22 protein-coding genes are annotated in these 19,436 nt (G+C 72.5%); 12 read left to right on the plus strand and 10 right to left on the minus strand.

The genetic code is table 11. The features are described 5' to 3' along the window. Positions 1 to 77: 77 nt before the first annotated feature. Positions 78 to 767: an MOSC domain-containing protein gene (locus AB8Z75_RS10495; RefSeq protein ID WP_369201179.1), complete on the minus strand. Its 690-nt coding sequence runs from the start codon at positions 765 to 767 to the stop codon at positions 78 to 80. Next, positions 767 to 2,590: a GNAT family N-acetyltransferase gene (locus tag AB8Z75_RS10500; RefSeq protein ID WP_369201180.1), complete on the minus strand. Its 1,824-nt coding sequence runs from the start codon at positions 2,588 to 2,590 to the stop codon at positions 767 to 769. Before AB8Z75_RS10500 ends, AB8Z75_RS10495 begins: the two co-directional genes overlap by 1 nt. 254 nt (positions 2,591 to 2,844) lie before the next feature. On the opposite strand from AB8Z75_RS10500, the gene AB8Z75_RS10505 reads away from it, so the two are divergent. Beyond that, entirely contained in the window at positions 2,845 to 3,438 is a 594-nt protein-coding gene (locus AB8Z75_RS10505) for a hypothetical protein (protein ID WP_369201181.1), read from the plus strand. 268 nt (positions 3,439 to 3,706) lie between these two features. Here the strand turns inward: AB8Z75_RS10505 and AB8Z75_RS10510 are convergent, their stop codons facing one another. Continuing rightward, positions 3,707 to 4,807, minus strand: a complete 1,101-nt coding sequence (locus tag AB8Z75_RS10510; RefSeq protein ID WP_369201182.1) for an NADH:flavin oxidoreductase/NADH oxidase — start codon at positions 4,805 to 4,807, stop codon at positions 3,707 to 3,709. A gap of 98 nt (positions 4,808 to 4,905) precedes the next feature. On the opposite strand from AB8Z75_RS10510, the gene AB8Z75_RS10515 reads away from it, so the two are divergent. The 3 genes from AB8Z75_RS10515 to AB8Z75_RS10525 all read left to right on the plus strand — a co-directional run bounded on the left by AB8Z75_RS10515 (position 4,906) and on the right by AB8Z75_RS10525 (position 6,729). Then, complete coding sequence (locus AB8Z75_RS10515; protein WP_369201183.1) at positions 4,906 to 5,250, plus strand: ArsR/SmtB family transcription factor; 345 nt, start codon at positions 4,906 to 4,908, stop codon at positions 5,248 to 5,250. 105 nt (positions 5,251 to 5,355) lie between these two features. Then, positions 5,356 to 5,961, plus strand: a complete 606-nt coding sequence (locus AB8Z75_RS10520) for a Uma2 family endonuclease (protein WP_369201185.1) — start codon at positions 5,356 to 5,358, stop codon at positions 5,959 to 5,961. 30 nt (positions 5,962 to 5,991) lie between these two features. Then, entirely contained in the window at positions 5,992 to 6,729 is a 738-nt protein-coding gene (locus AB8Z75_RS10525; protein ID WP_369201187.1) for a cyclopropane-fatty-acyl-phospholipid synthase family protein, read from the plus strand. A gap of 82 nt (positions 6,730 to 6,811) precedes the next feature. Here the strand turns inward: AB8Z75_RS10525 and AB8Z75_RS10530 are convergent, their stop codons facing one another. Then, complete coding sequence (locus AB8Z75_RS10530; protein WP_369201188.1) at positions 6,812 to 8,194, minus strand: glycine--tRNA ligase; 1,383 nt, start codon at positions 8,192 to 8,194, stop codon at positions 6,812 to 6,814. A 194-nt stretch (positions 8,195 to 8,388) separates the two neighbouring features. Here AB8Z75_RS10530 and AB8Z75_RS10535 point away from each other — a divergent pair, with 194 nt between their 5' ends. From AB8Z75_RS10535 to AB8Z75_RS10550, 4 genes are all read left to right on the plus strand, one after another. Then, positions 8,389 to 9,390: a metal ABC transporter substrate-binding protein gene (locus AB8Z75_RS10535; protein WP_369201189.1), complete on the plus strand. Its 1,002-nt coding sequence runs from the start codon at positions 8,389 to 8,391 to the stop codon at positions 9,388 to 9,390. 12 nt (positions 9,391 to 9,402) lie between these two features. Continuing rightward, entirely contained in the window at positions 9,403 to 10,203 is an 801-nt protein-coding gene (locus AB8Z75_RS10540) for a metal ABC transporter ATP-binding protein (RefSeq protein WP_369201190.1), read from the plus strand. Beyond that, on the plus strand, positions 10,200 to 11,168 hold the full coding sequence (locus tag AB8Z75_RS10545) for a metal ABC transporter permease (RefSeq protein WP_369201191.1): 969 nt from the start codon (positions 10,200 to 10,202) through the stop codon (positions 11,166 to 11,168). The genes AB8Z75_RS10540 and AB8Z75_RS10545 overlap by 4 nt, the downstream gene beginning before the upstream one ends. Before the next feature lie 110 nt (positions 11,169 to 11,278). After that, a complete protein-coding gene (locus AB8Z75_RS10550; RefSeq protein WP_369201192.1) occupies positions 11,279 to 11,692 on the plus strand; it encodes a Fur family transcriptional regulator in 414 nt (137 codons plus the stop codon). A 6-nt stretch (positions 11,693 to 11,698) separates the two neighbouring features. On the opposite strand, the gene AB8Z75_RS10555 is transcribed toward AB8Z75_RS10550, so the two are convergent. Continuing rightward, on the minus strand, positions 11,699 to 12,478 hold the full coding sequence (locus AB8Z75_RS10555; protein ID WP_369201193.1) for a TetR/AcrR family transcriptional regulator: 780 nt from the start codon (positions 12,476 to 12,478) through the stop codon (positions 11,699 to 11,701). A gap of 111 nt (positions 12,479 to 12,589) precedes the next feature. Here AB8Z75_RS10555 and AB8Z75_RS10560 point away from each other — a divergent pair, with 111 nt between their 5' ends. Further along, on the plus strand, positions 12,590 to 13,531 hold the full coding sequence (locus AB8Z75_RS10560) for an ATP-binding cassette domain-containing protein (protein ID WP_369201194.1): 942 nt from the start codon (positions 12,590 to 12,592) through the stop codon (positions 13,529 to 13,531). Continuing rightward, entirely contained in the window at positions 13,524 to 14,270 is a 747-nt protein-coding gene (locus tag AB8Z75_RS10565; RefSeq protein ID WP_369201195.1) for an ABC transporter permease, read from the plus strand. The genes AB8Z75_RS10560 and AB8Z75_RS10565 overlap by 8 nt, the downstream gene beginning before the upstream one ends. 72 nt (positions 14,271 to 14,342) lie before the next feature. Here AB8Z75_RS10565 and AB8Z75_RS10570 read toward each other — a convergent pair whose 3' ends face one another. Further along, positions 14,343 to 14,987 (minus strand): TetR family transcriptional regulator, encoded by a 645-nt coding sequence (locus tag AB8Z75_RS10570; protein ID WP_369201196.1) that lies wholly within the window; start codon positions 14,985 to 14,987, stop codon positions 14,343 to 14,345. 116 nt (positions 14,988 to 15,103) lie between these two features. On the opposite strand from AB8Z75_RS10570, the gene AB8Z75_RS10575 reads away from it, so the two are divergent. Together AB8Z75_RS10575 and AB8Z75_RS10580 are read left to right on the plus strand one after the other, a co-directional pair. Further along, positions 15,104 to 15,265, plus strand: coding sequence for a hypothetical protein (locus AB8Z75_RS10575; RefSeq protein WP_369201197.1), 162 nt, complete (start codon positions 15,104 to 15,106; stop codon positions 15,263 to 15,265). Between the two features lie 88 nt (positions 15,266 to 15,353). Next, a complete protein-coding gene (locus tag AB8Z75_RS10580) occupies positions 15,354 to 15,641 on the plus strand; it encodes a DUF4190 domain-containing protein (RefSeq protein WP_369201198.1) in 288 nt (95 codons plus the stop codon). Between the two features lie 19 nt (positions 15,642 to 15,660). Here AB8Z75_RS10580 and AB8Z75_RS10585 read toward each other — a convergent pair whose 3' ends face one another. The 4 genes from AB8Z75_RS10585 to AB8Z75_RS10600 form a co-directional block, all read right to left on the minus strand. Beyond that, on the minus strand, positions 15,661 to 16,494 hold the full coding sequence (locus AB8Z75_RS10585) for an isoprenyl transferase (protein ID WP_369201199.1): 834 nt from the start codon (positions 16,492 to 16,494) through the stop codon (positions 15,661 to 15,663). 51 nt (positions 16,495 to 16,545) lie between these two features. Continuing rightward, on the minus strand, positions 16,546 to 17,304 hold the full coding sequence (gene recO / locus AB8Z75_RS10590) for a DNA repair protein RecO (RefSeq protein WP_114021914.1): 759 nt from the start codon (positions 17,302 to 17,304) through the stop codon (positions 16,546 to 16,548). A 69-nt stretch (positions 17,305 to 17,373) separates the two neighbouring features. Continuing rightward, positions 17,374 to 18,117 carry a response regulator gene (locus tag AB8Z75_RS10595; protein WP_369201200.1) on the minus strand — a complete coding sequence of 248 codons (744 nt, stop codon included), beginning with the start codon at positions 18,115 to 18,117 and terminating at the stop codon, positions 17,374 to 17,376. Further along, positions 18,114 to 19,403, minus strand: a complete 1,290-nt coding sequence (locus AB8Z75_RS10600; RefSeq protein WP_369201208.1) for a sensor histidine kinase — start codon at positions 19,401 to 19,403, stop codon at positions 18,114 to 18,116. Before AB8Z75_RS10600 ends, AB8Z75_RS10595 begins: the two co-directional genes overlap by 4 nt. Positions 19,404 to 19,436 lie beyond the last annotated feature (33 nt).

Genomic DNA, 19,436 nt, shown 5'->3' on the forward strand with positions numbered 1-19,436 from the left:
GGGCGGCTCCGGGGCGTGGGGACGGCGGAGGGCTGGGGACCCGAGTCCGTCGTACTCGGCGCCGGCGCGCGCCGCGGTCAGCCGGTGCCGTACTTGGCCACGTACTTCTCGGCGATCTCCCGCTGCTCCCGCTCCATCCACGCGGCGGCGGGCAGCACGTCCGGAAGCCGCTTGCGGTCGGTCGTCACGGCGCGGAAGAGACCGCCGACCGTGACCTGGTGGCCGGGCCGGTGGAGGACCTCCACCTCGTCGCCCGCCCGCAGGGTACCGGGGTGGACGACGCGGAACATGACGCCGGGCGAGCCCGCCAGGGTGAAGCGGCGCAGCCAGCCCTTGGCGCTCGTCCAGCCCTGTTCGGCCACCCAGCCGGCGAAGGTGCGGCACGGGATGCGGCTGCCGGTCGCCTCCAGTACGAGTTCGGGGCCGACCCGCCAGCGTTCGCCGACCAGGGTCTCGCGCAGGTCGGCGCCGTTGGTGGTGAGGTTCTCCCCGAACGCGCCGTGCGGCAGGACGCAGCCCAGTTCCCGCTGCCAGGCGTCGAGGTCCTCACGGGCGAACGCGTAGACGGCCCTGTCGTCGCCGCCGTGGTATCGCAGGTCGCAGACCGCGTCGCCGGCCACGCCTCCGGCTCCCACGCCGGGCTCCCCCGGCGCGGCCACCCGCACGGGCATGTCCACGGGGCTCTTGCCGATGCCGGTGGCGCCCGACGGCGCGTCGGTGTACTCCACCCGGCGTGGCGGGCCGACGTTCACGCTGAGGATGTGCATCAGCGGACGGTAACCCGCGAACCGGGCGCCTCGGTCGCCGACCCACCATGTGAGACCCCGCGCAGGCGGTAGTGGTAGCTGTAGGCGTAGCAGAAGCCCGCTCGGGCGTAGAGGGCGCGCGCGGCCGGATTGGACCGCGCCACCTGGAGGTAGAGGCCCCGGATGCGCCGGCCGGCCGCCCATCGGGCACCGGCACGCAGGACGGCGGCGGCCACGCCCTGCCGCCTGGCCCCCGGGTGGGTGACCATGCAGTAGACGCCCGCCCACCGCTCGTCTCCGCCGACGAACAGGCCGAGCCCGACGGCCCGTCGGTCCGCGCTCAGGGCGCTGACACAGGCCACCGGCGAGCTGATCCGGGAGACGACCTGCTCGGCGAGGCCGCGGCTGTCCTCCTGCCCGTCCAACGCCGTGAAGTCCTCCAGCCACTGCGGTGTCAGCGCCTCGTCCACTCGCACCTGCCATCCGCTGCCGCCCTCCATGGCGTCCGGGGGTGCGTGGGCTGCGCTGCCGCTGCCGGATGGGCAGGCCGCGACCGCTTCGGTGGGCGCGGTGAGCACGTGGATGGGCTCGCCGAGCGTGTAGCCCAGCGCTGCCAGGTGCTCGTCCAACGTCACGTGCCGGGCCGCGGGAGAGACCTGCACCGCGGCGGGCAGGCCGCGCGCCGCGTAGAACGCTTCGAGCTCGCGCAGGGCGGGCTCGTGGGCCGCGGGCTCGCGGGCGGCGGGCTCGCGGTCGGCGGGCTCGCGGGCGGAGGACTCGCGGGCGGAGGACTCCTGCGCGGCGGAGGACTCCTGCGCGGCGGAGGCGCCGGGGGGCGGCAGCGGCAGGGCCGTGTTGCCCGAGCGCAGCCGCCGCATGCCCGGTGTGTGCCTCAGCAGCCAGCCGCCCGCGGTGTGTGCGACCGGCGCCGGCCAGGCCCCCAGAGCGTGCCGTTCGATGCGGCGGACGTCCTCGCGGGCGCACTGGGAGACGGTGTCGGCCAGCACCCGGACGAGGTGGTCGAGGACCGCCGTGTCGGCCGCGCGGGCGGCGGGGTCCTCGGCGGGTTGGTGTTCGGTCACGCCGAGACCGGCGAGCGGGAACCTCTCGCCCAGCGCCCGCACGGCGTCGGCGAGCCTGTGCGGGGCGAGGCCGCCGGGCTCGGGGACGCCCACGGAGGAGAAGACACCGGGGTCGAGCACGTCGAGGTCGACGTGGACGTACACCGCTGCGGCACCCGTCGCCGCGACCGCTTCGACGAGGGCGCGCGGGTCGGCCAGTTCCGCGACGCCGAGGTGCCGGATGCCGTGTGCGGCGACGAACCGGCGTTCGGCCGGGTCGAGTGCGCGGGCCCCGGCCAGCACGATCTGCCCGGGCGACAGGGGCCGCTCGCACCGCAGCGGCTCGGGCCCTTCGCCCAGGAGGGTGCGCAGCACCATGCCGTGGAAGGCGCCCGACGGCGAGGAGGCCGCTGTGTTGAGGTCGGCGTGGGCGTCGCACCACACCACGGCCAGCCGCTCGCCGTGGAGCCGGTGCGCCCGCTCGACGGGGGCGAGCTCGGCGCCGCAGTCCCCGCCGACCGTCACGAGGACGGGCGCGTCCGCCTCGTCCAGCGCCGCGCGGACCGCCGCCAGGTTGGCGGTGAGCGCGTCGAGCGCGCGTACGCCCTGCGCCGTCCGTCCGCTTCCCCCGGTCCCCCCGGATGCGTCCGTCCGCGGGCGCAGGCGGCGGCCGAACGGCAGCAGGTCCGCCAGCGCCCCGGCTCCGGCGGGCAGCCGTCGTCGCGCCGTGGCGGACGACGACCCCTGCCACTGCGGTACCTCCACCACGAGCGGTTCCGGCACGGCGAGCACTCCTTCCGGCGACAGGCGGCAACGTCGTCGGGCACGGGCGCACCACCGTGCGCCGCCGCGCCCGACGCCCTCACGTGTTACCTGGCCGGCGCCTGCCCGTCCACCGCATATGCGAGGCGTCGCGCGCACGCGAGCCCCCCACCGCGGAGCCGTCCCATCCGCCGTCCCTCCCCTACCGGGGTACGGGGTGGGATGGCTCCGTGGTGTGTCGTGAGTGGCGTGGGTGCCGCTCTAGCGTCCCGCCCATGAACGTTGCGGAGAAACTCTCGTCGTCCGCGCCGGTGCCGGTGCCGCGGGCGTCCTTCAAGCGGCGGTTCGCGCGCGAGGTGGGAGCAGCCGCCGTGCTGCTGCCCGCCGGTCTGCTCGCACTCGTCGCCGCGCTCGCGGGGCGGACCCGGAGCGCGCTCGGACTCCTGCGGGCGCGGACGGAACCGGACGGCCCCCGCCCCGGAACGGAACCGGACGACGGACCCCGCACCGGGACGGTACGGCTTGTGGTGCACGCCGTCCTCACCGTGCTGCTCGGCGTCCTCGCGCTGCTGCTCGTCGGGATGCTGGTGCTGTTCGTCGCCCGCGGGGTGCTGTACGGGTTCGTCGACGACGGGCCCTACGACACCTCCTGGGGCGGCCCCAGCAGGGCCGGTGCGTGGCTCGCGCACTTCGCGGTGGGCTGCCCCGTCGCCGTCGCGGCGACGGGCCTGCTGTACGGCCTCGCGGGGCTGCACCGCCGGATGACGGCCCCCTGCGGGGCGAGCGCCGCGCCGGCTGGGTGCTGCCGGCGGTGTGGATGGGCTGCCTGGCCGGTGCCCTGTTCCTCGTCGCCTTCGTACGGCAGCTGAACTGACGTCCCGCGAAGAGCCGTCCGTCGGGGTGGACGCGGGTTCGAGCGAGGCGATCGTCCCCGGCAAGGAAGGGGGCGGAGTGCCGCTCAGCTCGTTCGCCGCGACGAGCTACGGGCTGCCCGGTTCGCCTCCCGCACGCGGGCGGAGTCCTGCGGCTGCCCGCCGAGGCGGCGACCCGGCCGAGGCAGCGACCCCGCCGAGGCGGCGGCCCGGCCGAGGCGGCGGCCCGGCAGTAGGCCGCCGCCCGAGAGCGGCACGGCGGGGCTTACGCCCGGTGGTACTGCACCGGGCGCCGCGGCTCGGCGCCCAGTTCGACCGCGGCCTCGTTCGCCCAGTAGGGGCGGCGCAGCAGCTCGCGGCCGAGCAGGACCGCGTCGGCCTGGCCCGAGGCGATGATCTCCTCGGCCTGGCGCGGCTCGGTGATCAGGCCGACGGCGCCCACCGGCAGGCCGGTCTCCTTCTTGACCCGCTCGGCGAACGGCACCTGGTAGCCGGGCACGGCCTCGATGCGGGCGTCGGGCGCGTTGCCGCCCGTGGAGGTGTCGAGCAGGTCCACACCGCGGGCCAGCAGTTCCTTGGCGAGCCGCACGGTGTCCTCGCCGGTCCAGCCCTCGCGGCCGTCCTCGGTGTTCTCGCTCAGCCAGTCGGTGGCGGAGGTGCGGAAGAACAGCGGCAGTTCCTCGGGCCACACGGCGCGGACGGCGTCCACGACCTCCAGCGCGAAGCGGATACGGCCCTCGAAGGTGCCGCCGTACTCGTCGGTGCGGCGGTTGCTGAACGGCGAGAGGAACTCGTTGATCAGGTAGCCGTGGGCGCCGTGGACCTCGACGACCTGGAAGCCGGCCGCGAGCGCGCGGCGGGCGCTGTCGGCGAACTGCCGCACCAGCGTCGCGATCTCGTCCCTTGACAGCTCGGTGGGCGTGGAGTGCCGCTCGTCGAAGGAGAGCGGGCTGGGGCCGACCGGCTGCCAGCCGTGGTTCTCGCCGGGGGCGAGGGGCGCGCCGCGCTCCACCCAGGTGCGCTCGGTGGAGGCCTTGCGTCCGGCGTGCGCGAGCTGGATACCGGGGACGGTGCCCTGCTCGCGCAGGAAGCGGGTGAGGCGGGTGAAGGCCTCCTGCTGGCGGTCGTTCCACAGGCCCAGGTCGTACGGGCTGATCCGGCCTTCGGGGGTGATGCCCGTGGCCTCGACCAGCGCCAGGCCCAGTCCGCCGGAGGCGCGGGCGCCGAGGTGGGCCAGGTGCCAGTCGGTGGGCGCGCCCTGGTCCGGGCCCTCGGGGGCGGCGGAGTACTGGCACATCGGCGCCATCCAGACGCGGTTGGGCACGGTCACCGACCGCAGAGTGAGGGGCTCGAACAGTGCGCTCACGGCGCTCTCCAATCGGTCAGGGGGCCACTCGGCACTAGTACGATAACCACCGTATTACGAGAGCTGTCAAATTTCGATGCCTGCCGTACTATGACCCTGTGCCGACGACTACAGCCGTACGCGAACTCCCGCACCCCGCCCGCGCGGAGATCCGCCTCGACGCCGTGCTGCACGCGCTCGCCGACCCCATGCGGCTGCGCATCATCACCGCGCTGAACGGCTACGGAGAGGGCGAGGGCCAGGGCGCCACCTGCTCGCAGGTCGAGCTTCCCGTCGCCACGTCGACCTCCACCCACCACTTCCGCGTCCTGCGCGAGGCGGGCGTCATCAACCAGTGCTACCGCGGCACCGCGAAGATCAACTGCCTGCGCCGCGCCGACCTCGACGCCCGCTTCCCGGGCCTGCTGGACGCGGTCCTGCGGGCGGCGGCCTCCCCCGTGTAACCCCTTCGGGGGGCCTGTCCCCCGCACGCGCTCCGATTGTCAGAGCGCGTCGCTACGGTGAGTTGCGACTGGCTCACCGCACCGGGAAGGCGCATCATGACTGTGATGCTCGATCGACCGACGGCCATAGAGACCCCCGAGGTACCCGAGGACAGCTTCCAGGCGCTGTTCCGGACACTCATGACCATGGAGGTGCCCGACGGCTACCGGGCGGAGATCATCGGGGGAAACATCGTCATGTCGCCGTGGTCGAAGGGGTATTACCTGCGCGTGATGCGTTCCCTGCGCACCCAGCTCGAACCGCATGTACCCACGGGCGCCCTCGTGGACAGCTCCCCCTACCTCTTCACCTTCCCGGATCAGGAACGGGCCTTCGGCCCTGACGTCTTCGTCGCCTCCGAGAAGGCCTTCGACACGCACGAGCGGTACATCGACGGCGAATCCCTTACTCTCGTCGCCGAATTGACCTCGGCGTCGACCCGCGACGTCGACTGGAGCGACAAGTTGGCGGTCTACGCCGCAGCAGGCGTCGCCGTGTACCTGCTGCTCGACATGCGGGAGCAGACCGTTTCCGTCTTCTCCGACCCGGCACCGGAGGGGTACAGGAGGCGCACGACGTGCCCGTTCGGCAAAGCCGCGCACGTCCCCCCGCCGTTCGATTTCGAGCTGGGCACGACCGCCTTCGGCAAGCCGTCGGAAAAGCAGCGGTGAGGGGGAGCCGGGACCTGCCACAGTGCCCGGATGGACCGACAGACGCGCTCCCTCCTCGCCCACGCCGACCACCCCGTCGCGGCCCCGCTCGACGACTCCTCCGTGCACCGCTTGCTCGCGCGCGCCCTCGTACGGGGTGACGAGCGCGTGCTGGACCTCGGCTGCGGTGAGGCCGCCTGGCTGCTGCGCGCCCTTCAGCGGCACCCCGGCGCGACCGGGACCGGCGTGGACGTCTCCGCACCGGCGCTGGAGCGGGCCCGGCAGCGGGCCGAGCAGGCGGGCGCGGCCGAGCGGCTGACGCTGCACCGCGCCGAGGCCGACGCGTTCACCGCGCCGCACGCCTACGACGTGGTGCTCAGCGTGGGCGCCACGCACGCGTTCGGCGGCCTGCTGCCCACCCTGGACGCCGCCGCCCGGCACCTGGCCCCCGGCGGGACCGTCCTGGTGGGCGACGCCTACTGGGAGGGTGAACCGAGCGCGCGGGCACGGGAGATGCTGGGCGAGTACCAGGACCTGGCGGGCACGGTGGACGCGGTGACCGCCGACGGCTGGACGCCCACGTACGCCCACCTGTCCACCCGCCACGAGCTGGACGACTACGAGTGGAACTGGACGGGTTCGCTCTCCCGTTGGGCGCTGGACCATCCCGGCCACCCCGACAGCGCGGAGGCACTGCGCGCGGCGGCCGAGCACCGGGACGAGTGGCTGCGCGACTACCGGGACAGCTTCGGCTTCGTGTGCCTGCTGCTGCGCCGTACCGCCGGGTGACGTTCACGCGTGCACGTCACGGCGAAAGGGCCCGGCCCCCCGATGGGGAGCCGGACCCTAGGCGCGCGAAGAGTGAGAGCGCTCAGCAGCCGAGGAGACGGGCCGCGAGGTAGCCCTCGATCTGGTCGAGGGAGACGCGCTCCTGCTTCATCGTGTCGCGCTCACGCACCGTGACGGCGTTGTCGTCGAGGGTGTCGAAGTCGACGGTGACGCAGAACGGCGTGCCGATCTCGTCCTGACGGCGGTAGCGGCGGCCGATGGCGCCCGCGTCGTCGAACTCGATGTTCCAGTTCCTGCGCAGGGCCTCGGAGAGGCCGCGCGCCTTCGGCGACAGCTTCTCGTTGCGGGACAGCGGCAGCACGGCGACCTTGACCGGGGCCAGCCGCGGGTCGAGGCGCATGACGGTGCGCTTCTCCATCTTGCCCTTGGCGTTGGGCGCCTCGTCCTCGATGTAGGCGTCGAGCATGAAGGCGAGCATGGCGCGGTTGACACCGGCGGCCGGCTCGATGACGTACGGTGTCCAGCGCTCGCCCGCCTCCTGGTCGAAGTACGACAGGTCGTGCCCGGACGCCTTGGAGTGGGCCGTCAGGTCGTAGTCGGTGCGGTTGGCGATGCCCTCCAGCTCACCGAACTCGCTGCCGCCGAACTGGAAGCGGTACTCGATGTCGGCCGTCCGCTTGGAGTAGTGGGACAGCTTCTCCTTCGGGTGCTCGTACCAGCGGATGTTCTCCTCGCGGATGCCGAGGTCGCGGTACCAGGCCCAGCGCTGGTCCATCCAGTACTGCTGCCACTCCTCGTCCTCGCCCGGCTTGACGAAGAACTCCATCTCCATCTGCTCGAACTCGCGGGTGCGGAAGATGAAGTTGCCCGGCGTGATCTCGTTGCGGAACGACTTGCCCGTCTGCGCGATGCCGAACGGCGGCTTCTTGCGCGAGGTCTGCTGGACGGCGGCGAAGTTGGTGAAGATGCCCTGCGCGGTCTCGGGGCGCAGGTAGGTGACCGACCCGGAGTCCTGGGTGGGGCCCAGGTGGGTGGAGAGCAGCCCGGAGAACTGCTTGGGCTCGGTGAAACCGCCCTTGTTGCCGCAGTGCGGGCAGTTGAGGTCGGCCAGGCCGTTCTCGGGCTCGCGGCCGTGCTTGGCCTCGTACGCCTCGATCAGGTGGTCGGCCCGGAACCGCTTGTGGCACGAGGTGCACTCGGTGAGCGGATCGGTGAAGGTGGAGACATGGCCCGATGCCTCCCACACCTCGGGGGCCAGGATCACCGACGAGTCGATACCCACCACGTCGTCGCGCGAGGTGACCATGGAGCGCCACCACTGGCGCTTGATGTTCTCCTTGAGCTCCACGCCCAGCGGTCCGTAGTCCCAGGCGGCACGCTGACCGCCGTAGATCTCACTGCACGGGTAGACGAAGCCACGGCGCTTGCTGAGGCTGACAATTGTGTCGATCTTGTCGGCGGCCACGGTGCTCTCTTCATTGACGACGAGACGGAATACCTCAGATTACTGGGCGGCGAGGGGTGCTCAGCAAATCGGTTGGCCGCCTTTTCGGGGCGCGGACGGCCCACCGCCCCCGCCCCGTCACCACCCTCCGTGTCGATCACGTAGCGCAAAGCTTTAGTTGACAATCGTTTCCATTTCTCGTGAAAATGAGTGTCATGAACACCGGTCCTCGCCTTCGTCGCCTCATACGTACCAGCGCCGCTCTCACCGCCCTCGGCGCCGGCTCCCTCACCCTGGCCGCGTGCGGCAGCGGGACCGGGGACGACGGCAAGGTGCACGTAGCCGCCTCCTTCTACCCGATGGCGTATCTCGCGCAGCAGATCGGCGGGGACCGCGTCGAGGTCCAGAACCTCACCCAGCCCGGCACCGAGCCGCACGACCTGGAGCTGAGTCCGAAGCAGACGGGCGAGCTCAGCGAGGCCGACATGATCGTCTATCTCAAGGGGCTCCAGCCCGCCGTGGACGAGGCGGTCGAGCAGTCGGGCGTGAAGAACGTCGCCGAGGCCACCTCCTTCACCACCCTGGAGAAGCACGGCACCGACGTGCACGGAGAGGAAGGCCACGAACACGGGGGCCACGACCACGGCGACGAGGGCCACGACCACGGTCACGAGGGCCACGACCACGGCGACGAGACCGGCGGCGACCCGCACGTGTGGCTCGACCCCGTCCGCTACGCCGAGGTCGCCGAGGGCGTCGGCGCACAGCTCCAGAAGGCCGACCCCGACCACAAGGACGAGTACAAGAAGAAGACCGACGCCCTGGTGAAGAGGCTCGGGAAGCTGGATCAGGAGTTCGAGGACGGCCTCAAGGGCAAGAAGACCGACACCTTCATCACCACCCACGCCGCCTTCGGCTACCTCGCCGAGCGGTACGGCCTGCACGAGGAGGCCGTGGCCGGAATCGACCCCGAGTCCGAGCCCAGCGCGGCCCGGATGAAGGACTTGCACGACATCGCGAAGAAGGACGACGTGGACACCGTCTTCTTCGAAAACAACGCCAGCGACAAGACCGCCAAGACCCTGGCCGGCGACCTGAACCTCAAGACGGCGGTGCTCAGCCCCCTGGAGAGCGTCAAGAACCCGAAGACGCAGGACTACTTCTCCGTGATGCACCAGAACCTGACCGCGCTCAAGACCGCGCTCGGCGCGCAGTGAGGACGTAAAGGCATGACGACGAAGCCGACGGCGGACCGTGACAGGCCCGCCATAGCCGACGCCCCGCCCGCCGTCGCACTGCGCGGGGCGACCGCCTCACTGGGCGGGCGGCCCGTGCTGCGCGGGGTGGACCTGACGGTGGCGCGCGGCGAGACGGTCGCGCTGCTGGGGGCCAACGGCTCGGGCAAGTCCACCACCATCCGCGCCGTCCTCGGCCAGGTCCCACTCACCGGCGGCACGCTGGAGCTGTTCGGCACGCCCTTCGCCCGCTTCCGCCAGTGGCAGCGGCTCGGTTACGTTCCGCAGCGCTCCACCGCGGCGGCCGGAGTCCCCGCGACCGTCCGCGAGGTGGTGGCGGCCGGCCGGCTCGCCCGGCGCCGCTTCGGGCCCCTGGGCCGGGACGACAAGGCGGCCGTGCGCCGCGCCCTCGAACAGGTGGGCATGGCCGGCAGGATCAAGGACCCGGTGGACGCGCTCTCCGGCGGTCAGCACCAGCGGGTGCTGATCGCCCGCGCGCTGGCGGCCGAGCCGGAACTGCTGATCATGGACGAGCCGTTGGCGGGTGTGGACGTCGGCAACCAGGAGGCGCTGGCCGACACCCTGCGCAAGCAGGTGGAGGAGGGCACCTCCGTGCTGTTGGTGCTGCACGAGCTGGGCCCGCTCGCCCCGCTCATCGACCGGGCCGTGGTGCTGCGCGACGGGCAGGTCGAACGGGTGGAGAACCCCGACCGGCTGCACGACCTGGCCTGCCACCCGCACGGCGCCGAACCCGCCGAGGCCGCACCGAAGATCGAGACGGGGCTGCTCACATGATCGAGATGCTGAACTTCGCCTTCATGCAGCGCGCGCTGCTCGCCGCGCTGCTCGTGGGCATCGCCGCGCCCGCCGTGGGCATCTACCTGGTGCAGCGGCGCCAGGCGATCATGGGCGACGGCATCGGGCACGTCGCGCTGACCGGCGTGGCGCTGGGCTTCCTGCTGAGCGCCAACCCGGTGTGGATGGCCGTGCTCGTCTCCTCGCTGGGCGCCATCGCGATGGAGCTGATCCGCTGGTACGGCAAGGCACGCGGAGACATCGCGCTGGCCATGCTGTTCTACGGCGGCATGGCGGGCGGCGTCATGATCATCAACCTGGCGCCGAACGGGTCCAACGCCAACCTGACCACGTACCTGTTCGGCTCCATCACCACCGTCGCCGTCGAGGACATCGTCGCCATCGTCGGCCTGTCGGTCTTCGTGCTGCTCGTCTCGCTCGGCCTGCGGCGGCAGCTGTTCGCGATCTGCCAGGACGAGGAGTTCGCCCGGGTCACCGGGCTGCCCGTGCGGCTGCTGAACCTGCTGCTGGCCGTGACGGCGGCGGTGACGGTCACCGTGGCGATGCGGGTCGTCGGGCTGCTGCTGGTCAGCGCGCTGATGGTGATTCCGGTGGCCGCCGCACAGCAGGCCACCCGCGGCTTCGCGGCCACCCTGGGGCTCTCGGTCGGCTTCGGCGTCGTCGTCACCCTCTCGGGGACGGTGACCTCCTACTTCGTCGACGTGCCGCCCGGGGCCAGCATCGTCGTCCTGGCCATCGTCCTCTTCGGCGTCGTCACCGCACTGGCCGCGCCGCTGGCCCGGCGGCGCTTCGGGGCCACGCATCCCGGCGGCACCGGCGGGAAACACTTCCGGGAGGAGGGAGAGGACGCCCTGGAGACGGACGGCGGCGAGGCCGCCGCCGGCGCCCGCGGCGGTGTGCGCGCCGACAGCGCGGCCGGTACGGATCGTCCTACCAGGGTGTAATACCCGCGCTCCGGGTTCGCCTGGCACAATGGGTCGTCGCGAACGCCGCGCAGAACCGGAAGTCCCCGCCCGGCGACTCCCCGGAGCCGACGAACGTAAGGAGCCAGAGCGTGACCACCGCAGGTCCCCCTGTACGCGGCCGGTCGACCCGGCAGCGCGCCGCCGTCTCCGCCGCGCTCGCAGAGGTCGAGGAGTTCCGCAGCGCCCAGGAACTGCATGACATGCTCAAGCACCGGGGCGATTCGGTGGGGCTCACCACGGTTTACCGCACCCTCCAGTCCCTCGCCGACGCCGGCGAGGTCGACGTGCTGCGCACGGACGAGGGCGAAGCCGTCTACCGCCGCTGCCACAGCGACGACCACCACCATCACCTGGTCTGCCGCGCTTGCGGAAAGGCCGTCGAGGTCGAGGGCCCGGCCGTGGAGAAATGGGCCGCCTCCGTGGCCGCCGAGCACGGCTTCGTCGACGTCGGCCACACGGTCGAGATCTTCGGCACCTGCGGGGAGTGCGCCCCCGGGCGGTAGCCGCCGTCAGGCCCGCCGTTCGATGAGCGCCTGCACCCCGTCCAGGACCAGTGCCAGGCCGAACTCGAAGTCGGCGGTGCCCTCGCCCTCGTCCCCGTCCTCCTCGAAGGCGGTGTCCACCTCGCCGGAGGCGAGCATCTCCGTGATGGCGGGGAAGTCACCGGTCGCGGTCAGCTGGGTCATCAGGCGCCAGTAGCGGGGCTCCAGTTCCTCCCAGTCGGCGCCGCCTTCCCCCCCGCCCGCTCCCGCGATGTCCGCGAACAGTGAGACGTGGCTGCGGACGAAGCCGTTGAGCGTCACGAGCACGCCCAGCTTCTCCTCCGCGTCGAGCCCCGTCCCCCGCAGGCACCGCAGCGCCAGCTCCATCCACTCCACGCTGTGCGGGCTCAGCGGCGGCGTGCTGATCGGGATGCGGACCATCCACAGGTGGCGGGTGAGCACATCGCGGTGGGCGCGGGCCCAGTGTTCGAGCCCGGCGCGCCAGCCCTCCTCGGGCGCGGGGCCGGGCGGCGGGGTGCCGGCCGCGGCGTCCTCCATGAGGATCAGCAGGGCGTCCTTGCCCTCGACGTAGCGGTAGAGGGCCATCGTGGAGACGCCGACCTCGGTGGCGACGCGGCTCATGGAGACGGCTCCCAGCCCCTCGGCGTCGGCGAGCGCGACGGCCGCCCCCACGATCCGCGGCACGTCCAGCCCGCGCGCCGGGCCTCTGCCAGGGCGCTCGCGCAGGCCCCACGCGGCTGCCACTCCGGCCGGGAGACCGTTCTGTGCGGTCTGCTGCTTCGCCATTCTCCGCCTTCCGCTTGCGCTCCGACCCCCGGCTCGTGTATAGCATACGCAGTAAAGTTTATAGCATACGCAGTAGTGCGTATGAGGTACACAGAGAGAGGGGGGCCTGCCATGAACCCACTGCCTGAGACGAGTTGGGCGATCGAGACCCGGGGTCTGAGCAAGAGGTACGGGTCCGTGTCCGTACTCGAGAACCTGGATCTACGGGTACGGCGCGGCAGCGTGTACGCGCTCCTCGGACCGAACGGGGCGGGCAAGACCACCACCGTGCGCATCCTCGCGACGCTCACGCGCCCCGACGCGGGACAGGCGAGCGTGGCGGGCCACGACGTGGTCACCGAGCGGTCCCAGGTGCGCCGCGCGATCAGCCTGACCGGGCAGTACGCGGCGCTCGACGAGGAACAGACCGGGCGGGAGAACCTGCGCATGATGGCGGCGCTGCGCGGCCACTCGCGCAAGGCCGCCGGCCGGCGCGCCGACCAACTCCTGGAGCGGTTCGGCCTCACCGAGGCGCAGGGCCGCCGGGTCGCCACCTACTCGGGCGGCATGCGCCGGCGGCTGGACATCGCGGCGGGCCTCGTCGGCGACCCGCAGGTGGTCTTCCTGGACGAGCCGACCACGGGGCTCGACCCACGGGGCCGCCGCACGATGTGGCAGGCGGTCGGATCGCTCACGGCGGCCGGCGTCACCGTCCTGTTGACCACGCAGTACCTGGAGGAGGCCGATCAACTGGCCGACCGGGTCGCCGTGCTCGACGAAGGCCGCGTGATCGCCGAGGGGTCCCCGGCGGAGCTGAAGAAGACGGTCGCGGCCCAGCGCCTCGACCTGACCATGGCGGACCACGAGGCGTACGCGGCGATGGCCGCGCGCCTGGCCGGGCGGCTGCTGCACAAGGCGCCCGAGGAGCTGCTGCTGGGCGTCGCGACGGACGGCAGCGCGGCCCACGTACGGGCCCTGCTCGACGAACTGGACCCCGCGCGCGCCCAGGTGGAGCGCTTCGCCCTGCACAGTGCCACGCTCGACGACGTCTTCCTGGAGCTGACCCATGAGTGAGTACGCCGTCCTCGCGAGCCGGTCCGTCCGGCTGACCCGCCGCAATCCGGACGCCGTGATCACGGCGCTCGTGCTGCCGGTGCTGCTGATGCTGGTGTTCGTCTACTTCTTCGGCGGCGCCATCGAGACGAACACCGGAAAGTACGTCACCTACGTGGCACCCGGCGTGCTGATCCTGTGCGCGGGCTACGGCGCGTCCATGACGGCGACCACCGTCTCGAACGACATGACGGGCGGCATCATCGACCGCTTCCGCTCGATGGACACCAGCAGCACCGCGGTACTGGCCGGACACGTCGCCGCCAGCGTGGCCCGCAACGCGGCGGCCACGGCCGCCGTCCTGGGCGTCGCCTTCGCCATCGGCTTCCGCCCGCACGCGGGGACCGGCCAGTGGCTGGCCGCCGTCGGCATCCTGCTCGCCTACATCACCGCCCTCTCCTGGCTCGGCGCCGCGGCGGGACTCTTGGCCAAGACCCCGGAGGCGGCGGGCGGCTTCACGTTCGTGATGCTCTTCCTGCCCTACCCCAGCAGCGCCTTCGTGCCGGTCGAGACGATGCCGCACTGGCTGCACGGCTTCGCCGACAACCAGCCGGTGACCCCCGTCATCGAATCCCTGCGCGGCCTGCTGCTGGACCAGCCGACCGGCCAAAGCCCCTGGCTCGCCCTCGCCTGGTGCGGCGGGCTGCTCGCGGTCACCCTGCCGGTCTGCGCGGCGCTGTTCCGCAGGCGTACCGCCTGACAAGAGGCCTCGCCCGCCCCGGGACCGCCGCCCCGGGGCTCCGGTGAGCGAGGGCGGACAGCGAGCGAGGGCTCACGTGCCCGGGGACTGCCCGGACGTCCAGTGGCGGCGGCCCAGGCTGATGAGGCGGAGCTGGCGGCGGGCCGTGTGCGCGACCGCCTCGGGGGAGGGCCCCTCGCCCTGGGCGGCCTCCAGGAACGCGGAGGCCGTCATCACCATGGTGTCGACGTACGTCTCCCCCAGCATCCGCAGATCCTCGGCGCTCCAGCCGCGGGAGACCTCGTCCTCGGCCAGCAGCCTGGCCACCTCCTCGGCGAAGCGGTCGAGTTCGGCGGCGATGGCGGTGCGGACGGCGGCCACACCGCCGTGCCGCTCGCTGGCCACGAACCGGATGTGCTCGGGGTGCGCCCGCACGTACGCGGCGATGGCGCCGACGAGGTGGTCGATGCGCTCGGCGTCCTCGGTGCGCTCGGTCAGTCCGCTCCGTATCACCTCGTGCAGGCTGCCGAGCGACTCCTCGACGAGGGCGACGCCGAGGTCGGAGACGTCGCGGAAGTGCCGGTAGAACGCGGCGGGCGAGATGCCCACGGCCCGGGTGATCTCCCGCAGCCCGAGGCTGCTGAGGCTCTGCTCCCTGAGCAGGCCGAGGCCCGCGTCGAGCAGGGCGCGGCGCGTCCTGGCCTTCTGGAGGTCCCGTTGCGAGGGGGTGGTGCTCATGGGTTCAGTAAACAGTTGTGTGCCGGACCCCGCAATGGGGTACTCTCAGACTCAGTGAACAGTTGTCACCACACTTGTTCACTGGAATCGCCGTATCCGTTCGGAGAGAGGGACCCATGCTCTTCCTCGTCGCAGCGTTCCTCCTGCTGGGCGTCCTGGTGGGCCCACCCGCCCACCTGCCGCCGGCCGTCAGCCTGACCGCTGCCGCGGCCATCGCCGCCTGGCTGCTCGTCTTCGCCGTGCGCGAGCGCCACCGCCGCCACAGGCAACGGAGCTGAGGAACCGGAGAACCCGGCCACCGGAGCCCCCTGTCGCTCCGGAGCCCGGCCACCGGAGCCCCGAGAAGACCAAGGAGCTGAGCCGATCATGAGCACGACGAGCACCACCCCCCGCGCACTGACCAAGGGCCGCACCCGCCGGGCCGACGCGAACGACATGGCAGTGGCCTCGTTCGTGCTGGGCCTGGTCGGACTGCTGGTCTTCAACATCGTCCTGGGCCCCTGCGCCCTGGTTCTCGGCGGACTGGCACTCGCCCGCGGCACCACCAGGCCCCGCCGCGCCCTGCTCGGCCTCGCCCTCGGCGCCGCCGACCTGATCGTGCTGGCCACCGTCGTGACCGCGGGCGGCACGGTCTCCTGGAACTTCGCGGGCTAACGCCGCCCGCGCCGCCCGCTCACTCCGTCCCCGACGCGGCCCGCCCGCCCTCGTTCGGCAGGGCGCCGCCGAAGCGCCGGTCGCGCTGGGCGTACTCCAGGCAGGCCGCCCACAGGTCGCGCCGGTCGAAGTCCGGCCACAGCACGTCCTGGTAGACCATCTCCGCGTAGGCGCTCTGCCAGATCAGGTAGTTGGAGGTGCGCTGCTCGCCCGAAGGGCGCAGGAAGAGGTCCACGTCCGGCATGTCGCGGTAGTACAGGTACTTCGCGAACGTCTTCTCGTTGACCTTCGACGGGTCGAGCCGGCCCGCGGCGACCTCCTCGGCGACAGCGCGCGCCGCGTCCGCGACCTCGGCCCGGCCGCCGTAGTTGACGCAGAAGTACAGCGTCATCGCGTCGTTGTCCTTGGTCTGCTCCTGGGCGACCTGAAGCTCCTGGACGACCGACTTCCACAGCTTCGGCATCCGGCCCACCCAGCGGATGCGGATGCCGAGTGCGTCCATCTCGTCGCGCCGCCGGCGGATCACGTCCCGGTTGAAGTTCATCAAGAAGCGCACCTCTTCCGGCGACCGCTTCCAGTTCTCCGTCGAGAAGGCGTACAGCGACAGGTTCTTGACGCCCATCTCCAGGCAGCCCTTGAGAACGTCCATCACGACGCCCTCACCGACCTTGTGCCCCTCCGTGCGCGGCAGACCGCGCTGCTTGGCCCACCGGCCGTTGCCGTCCATGACGACCGCCACATGGCCCGGGACGAGCTCACCGGGGATCTTGGGCGGCCTGGCCCCCGACGGATGCGGCTCGGGCGCCTGGTACTCGCGCTGCTGCGACCAGGACAGCATTCCGCGGCGTGCCATTCGGTACTCATCTCCAGCGGGCGGGACAAGGGACAGCTGACCCGCCCGAGCCTAACCGTTCGACGCCTGCCGCACGTACCGCAAGGAGCGCAGCCCCCGCTCCAGATGCCAGTGCAGATACGCCGAGACCAGCCCCGAGCCCTCCCGGCAGTGCCGCCGCTCAGCGGCATCCGCCGTCTCCCAGTCGCCGGTCAGCAGGGCGCCCAGCAGCCGCAGCGCCTCCGGGGACGGCACGACGCTGCCCGGGACGCGGCAGTCGCCGCACACCACGCCGCCCGAGGCGACCGAGAAGAACCGGTTGGGACCCGGCATCCCGCACTTGGCGCAGTCCGCGAAGCTGGGGGCGTAGCCGCCCATGGCCAGGGAGCGCAGCAGGAAGGCGTCCAGCACCAGGCCCGCGCCGTGCTCGCCGGAGGCGAGGGTGCGCAGCCCTCCGACCAGCAGCAGATACTGCTGCACGTTCGGCTCGCCCTCGTGGTCGGTGAACCGCTCGGCCGTCTCCAGCATGGCCGTGCCCGCCGTGTAGCGGTCGTAGTCCGCCACGATGCCCCGGCCGTACGGGGCGATCGTCTCCGTCTGGGTGCACAGCGGCAGGCCGCGCCCCACCAGATCGCTGCCCCGCGCGAAGAACTGCACGTCCACATGGCTGAACGGCTCCAGCCGCGCCCCGAACTTCGACTTCGTCCGCCGCACCCCGCGCGCCACCGCCCGCACCCGCCCGTGCCCTCGGGTGAGCAACGTGATGATGCGGTCGGCTTCGCCGAGCTTCTGGGTGCGCAGCACGATCCCGTCGTCGCGGAACAAACTCACACGACCACCGCCACGTCCGGGGAAGAGCACATGGCTGCCATTGTCCCGTACCGGGGTGTCAGACGGGTCTCAGGCGGGTGGCTGCAGGGCGGTTCGCGGGGTGACGAGGCCTGACTCGTAGGCGGTGATCACCAGTTGTGCGCGGTCGCGTACGGAGAGCTTGCCCATGATGCGGCTCACATGGGTTTTGGCGGTCAACGGGGACAGGGCGAGGTTCTGGGCGATCTCGGTGTTGTTGTGGCCGCGCGCGACCAGGGCGAGGACCTCGCGTTCCCGTGCGGAGAGCACCTCCAGTACGCCGGGGGCGGGCTCGGCCGCGGTGCCGGGGTCCGGGGTGCGCAGCACGCGGGCGATCAGCCGGGCTGTCGGTCCTGGCGACAGGAGGGAGTCGCCGGCGGCGACGGTGCGGATCGCGTCGAGCAGCTCGGCGGGCCGGGTGTCCTTGACGAGGAACCCGGAGGCTCCGGCGCGCAGGGCCTCGACGACGTGTTCGTCGGTGTCGTACGTCGTCAGGACGAGGATCTTCACCTGGTCGAGGTCGTCGGCGGCGGCGATCAGCCGGGTCGCCTCGATGCCGTCGAGGTCGGGCATGCGGATGTCCATGACGACGAGGTCGGCGCGTTGCGACCTCGCCAGCACGACGGCTTCGCGTCCCGTGCCGGCCTCCCCCACCACGGTCATGCCCGGCGCCGAGGCGATGAGCATGGCGAAGGCGGAGCGCACGAGCGTCTGGTCGTCGGCGAGGACGATCCGCAGCGGGGTGCCGGTGCCACTCGGCTCGGCAGGCGTTCTCCCACTCATCGAGGCACTCATCGAGGTTCCTTCCTCACAAGGGCGTCTTGCGTGGACGGGGCGGGGGTGAGCCGCGCAGGCAGCAGGGCGGTCACCGCGTATCCGGGGCGGCCGGTGCGCGGCCCGGCTTCGAGGGTGCCGCCGACGCTGCGGGCCCGCTCCCGCATGCCGACGATGCCGAACCCCGCCCTGTCCCCGGCCTGTTCGGCGGCGGCTGCCCCGGTGCCGGCCGGGTCGGCGGCGCCGCCGTCGTCGACGACGCTCACCCGCAGCGCGGCGCCGGCTCCCTCCACCACGGCCCGCACGCCGACCGAGGCCCCCGCGTGGCGGACGGCGTTGGTCAGTGCCTCCTGGACGATGCGGTAGGCGGCGGCGCCGACGGCGGGCTCGGGCGCGAGGTCGTGTGCGCTGCGGCGCACGGACAGTTCGACGCGGGCACCCGCGTCGCACGCCGCCCGCGCCAGGTCGGGCAGCGAGGACAGCCCTGGCAGCGGTTCCATGCCGTCGGCGTCGCCGGCGCGCAGCACCTCCAGCGTGGTCCGCAGCTCCGTACGGGCGCCGCGGCAGGTGTCGGAGATGCCGTCGAGCGCTTTGGCGACGGCTTCGCGGTCGAGCCGGTCGGGGTCGGCGACGAGCACGTGCGCGGCCACCGAGGTCTGCACACCGATCAGGGTGATGCTGTGGGCGAGCAGGTCGTGCAGGTCGCGGGCGATGCGCAGCCGTTCCTGGGCGACGCGGCGCGCGGCTTCCTCCTCGCGGGTGCGCTCGGCCCTCTCGGCGCGCTCGACCACCGCGGCGACGTAGTTGCGGTGGATGCGGATGGCTTCACCGACGAGGACGCACACCACCAGCCATCCGGACGAGCGCAGCATCTCGCCCAGTTGCCGGGTGGCGCCGAGGCTGCCCATCACCGTCGCCATGATGCCGACGAGTACGCCGAGCGTGGTGAAGCTGCGCCACGGCGGCCCGGCGGCGGCCATCGAGTACAGGGCGACGAGGGCGGCGGGGACGGCCGCCGAGTGGGAGAAGTCCTGGGCGTGGTAGGGGCCGACGCAGGCCACGATGACGGCGACGGTCAGCCACGGGGCCCTGCGCCGGAGGGCGAGCACGGCACCGGAGCAGGTGAGCAGCGCCCATCCCAGCACCGTGGGGGTGTGCCCGTCGGAGGGCGGCGCGGAGGCGGCCATGGCGGTCTGGGCGAGGCACATGCCCAGCGCGAGCAGTACGTCGTTCCGGGCGAGGGGCACCGGCGGCCGTCGGGGCCGCAGGACGCGGTCCATGACGGTGTTCAGCGGGTCCCGGGTCATCTGCACGGCCCCATCCTGCGCCACGTCCCGGCG

Origin of the sequence: Streptomyces sp. PU-14G (genome assembly GCF_041028275.1) — a bacterium.
In the GTDB taxonomy this organism is placed as follows: Bacteria; Actinomycetota; Actinomycetes; order Streptomycetales; family Streptomycetaceae; genus Streptomyces.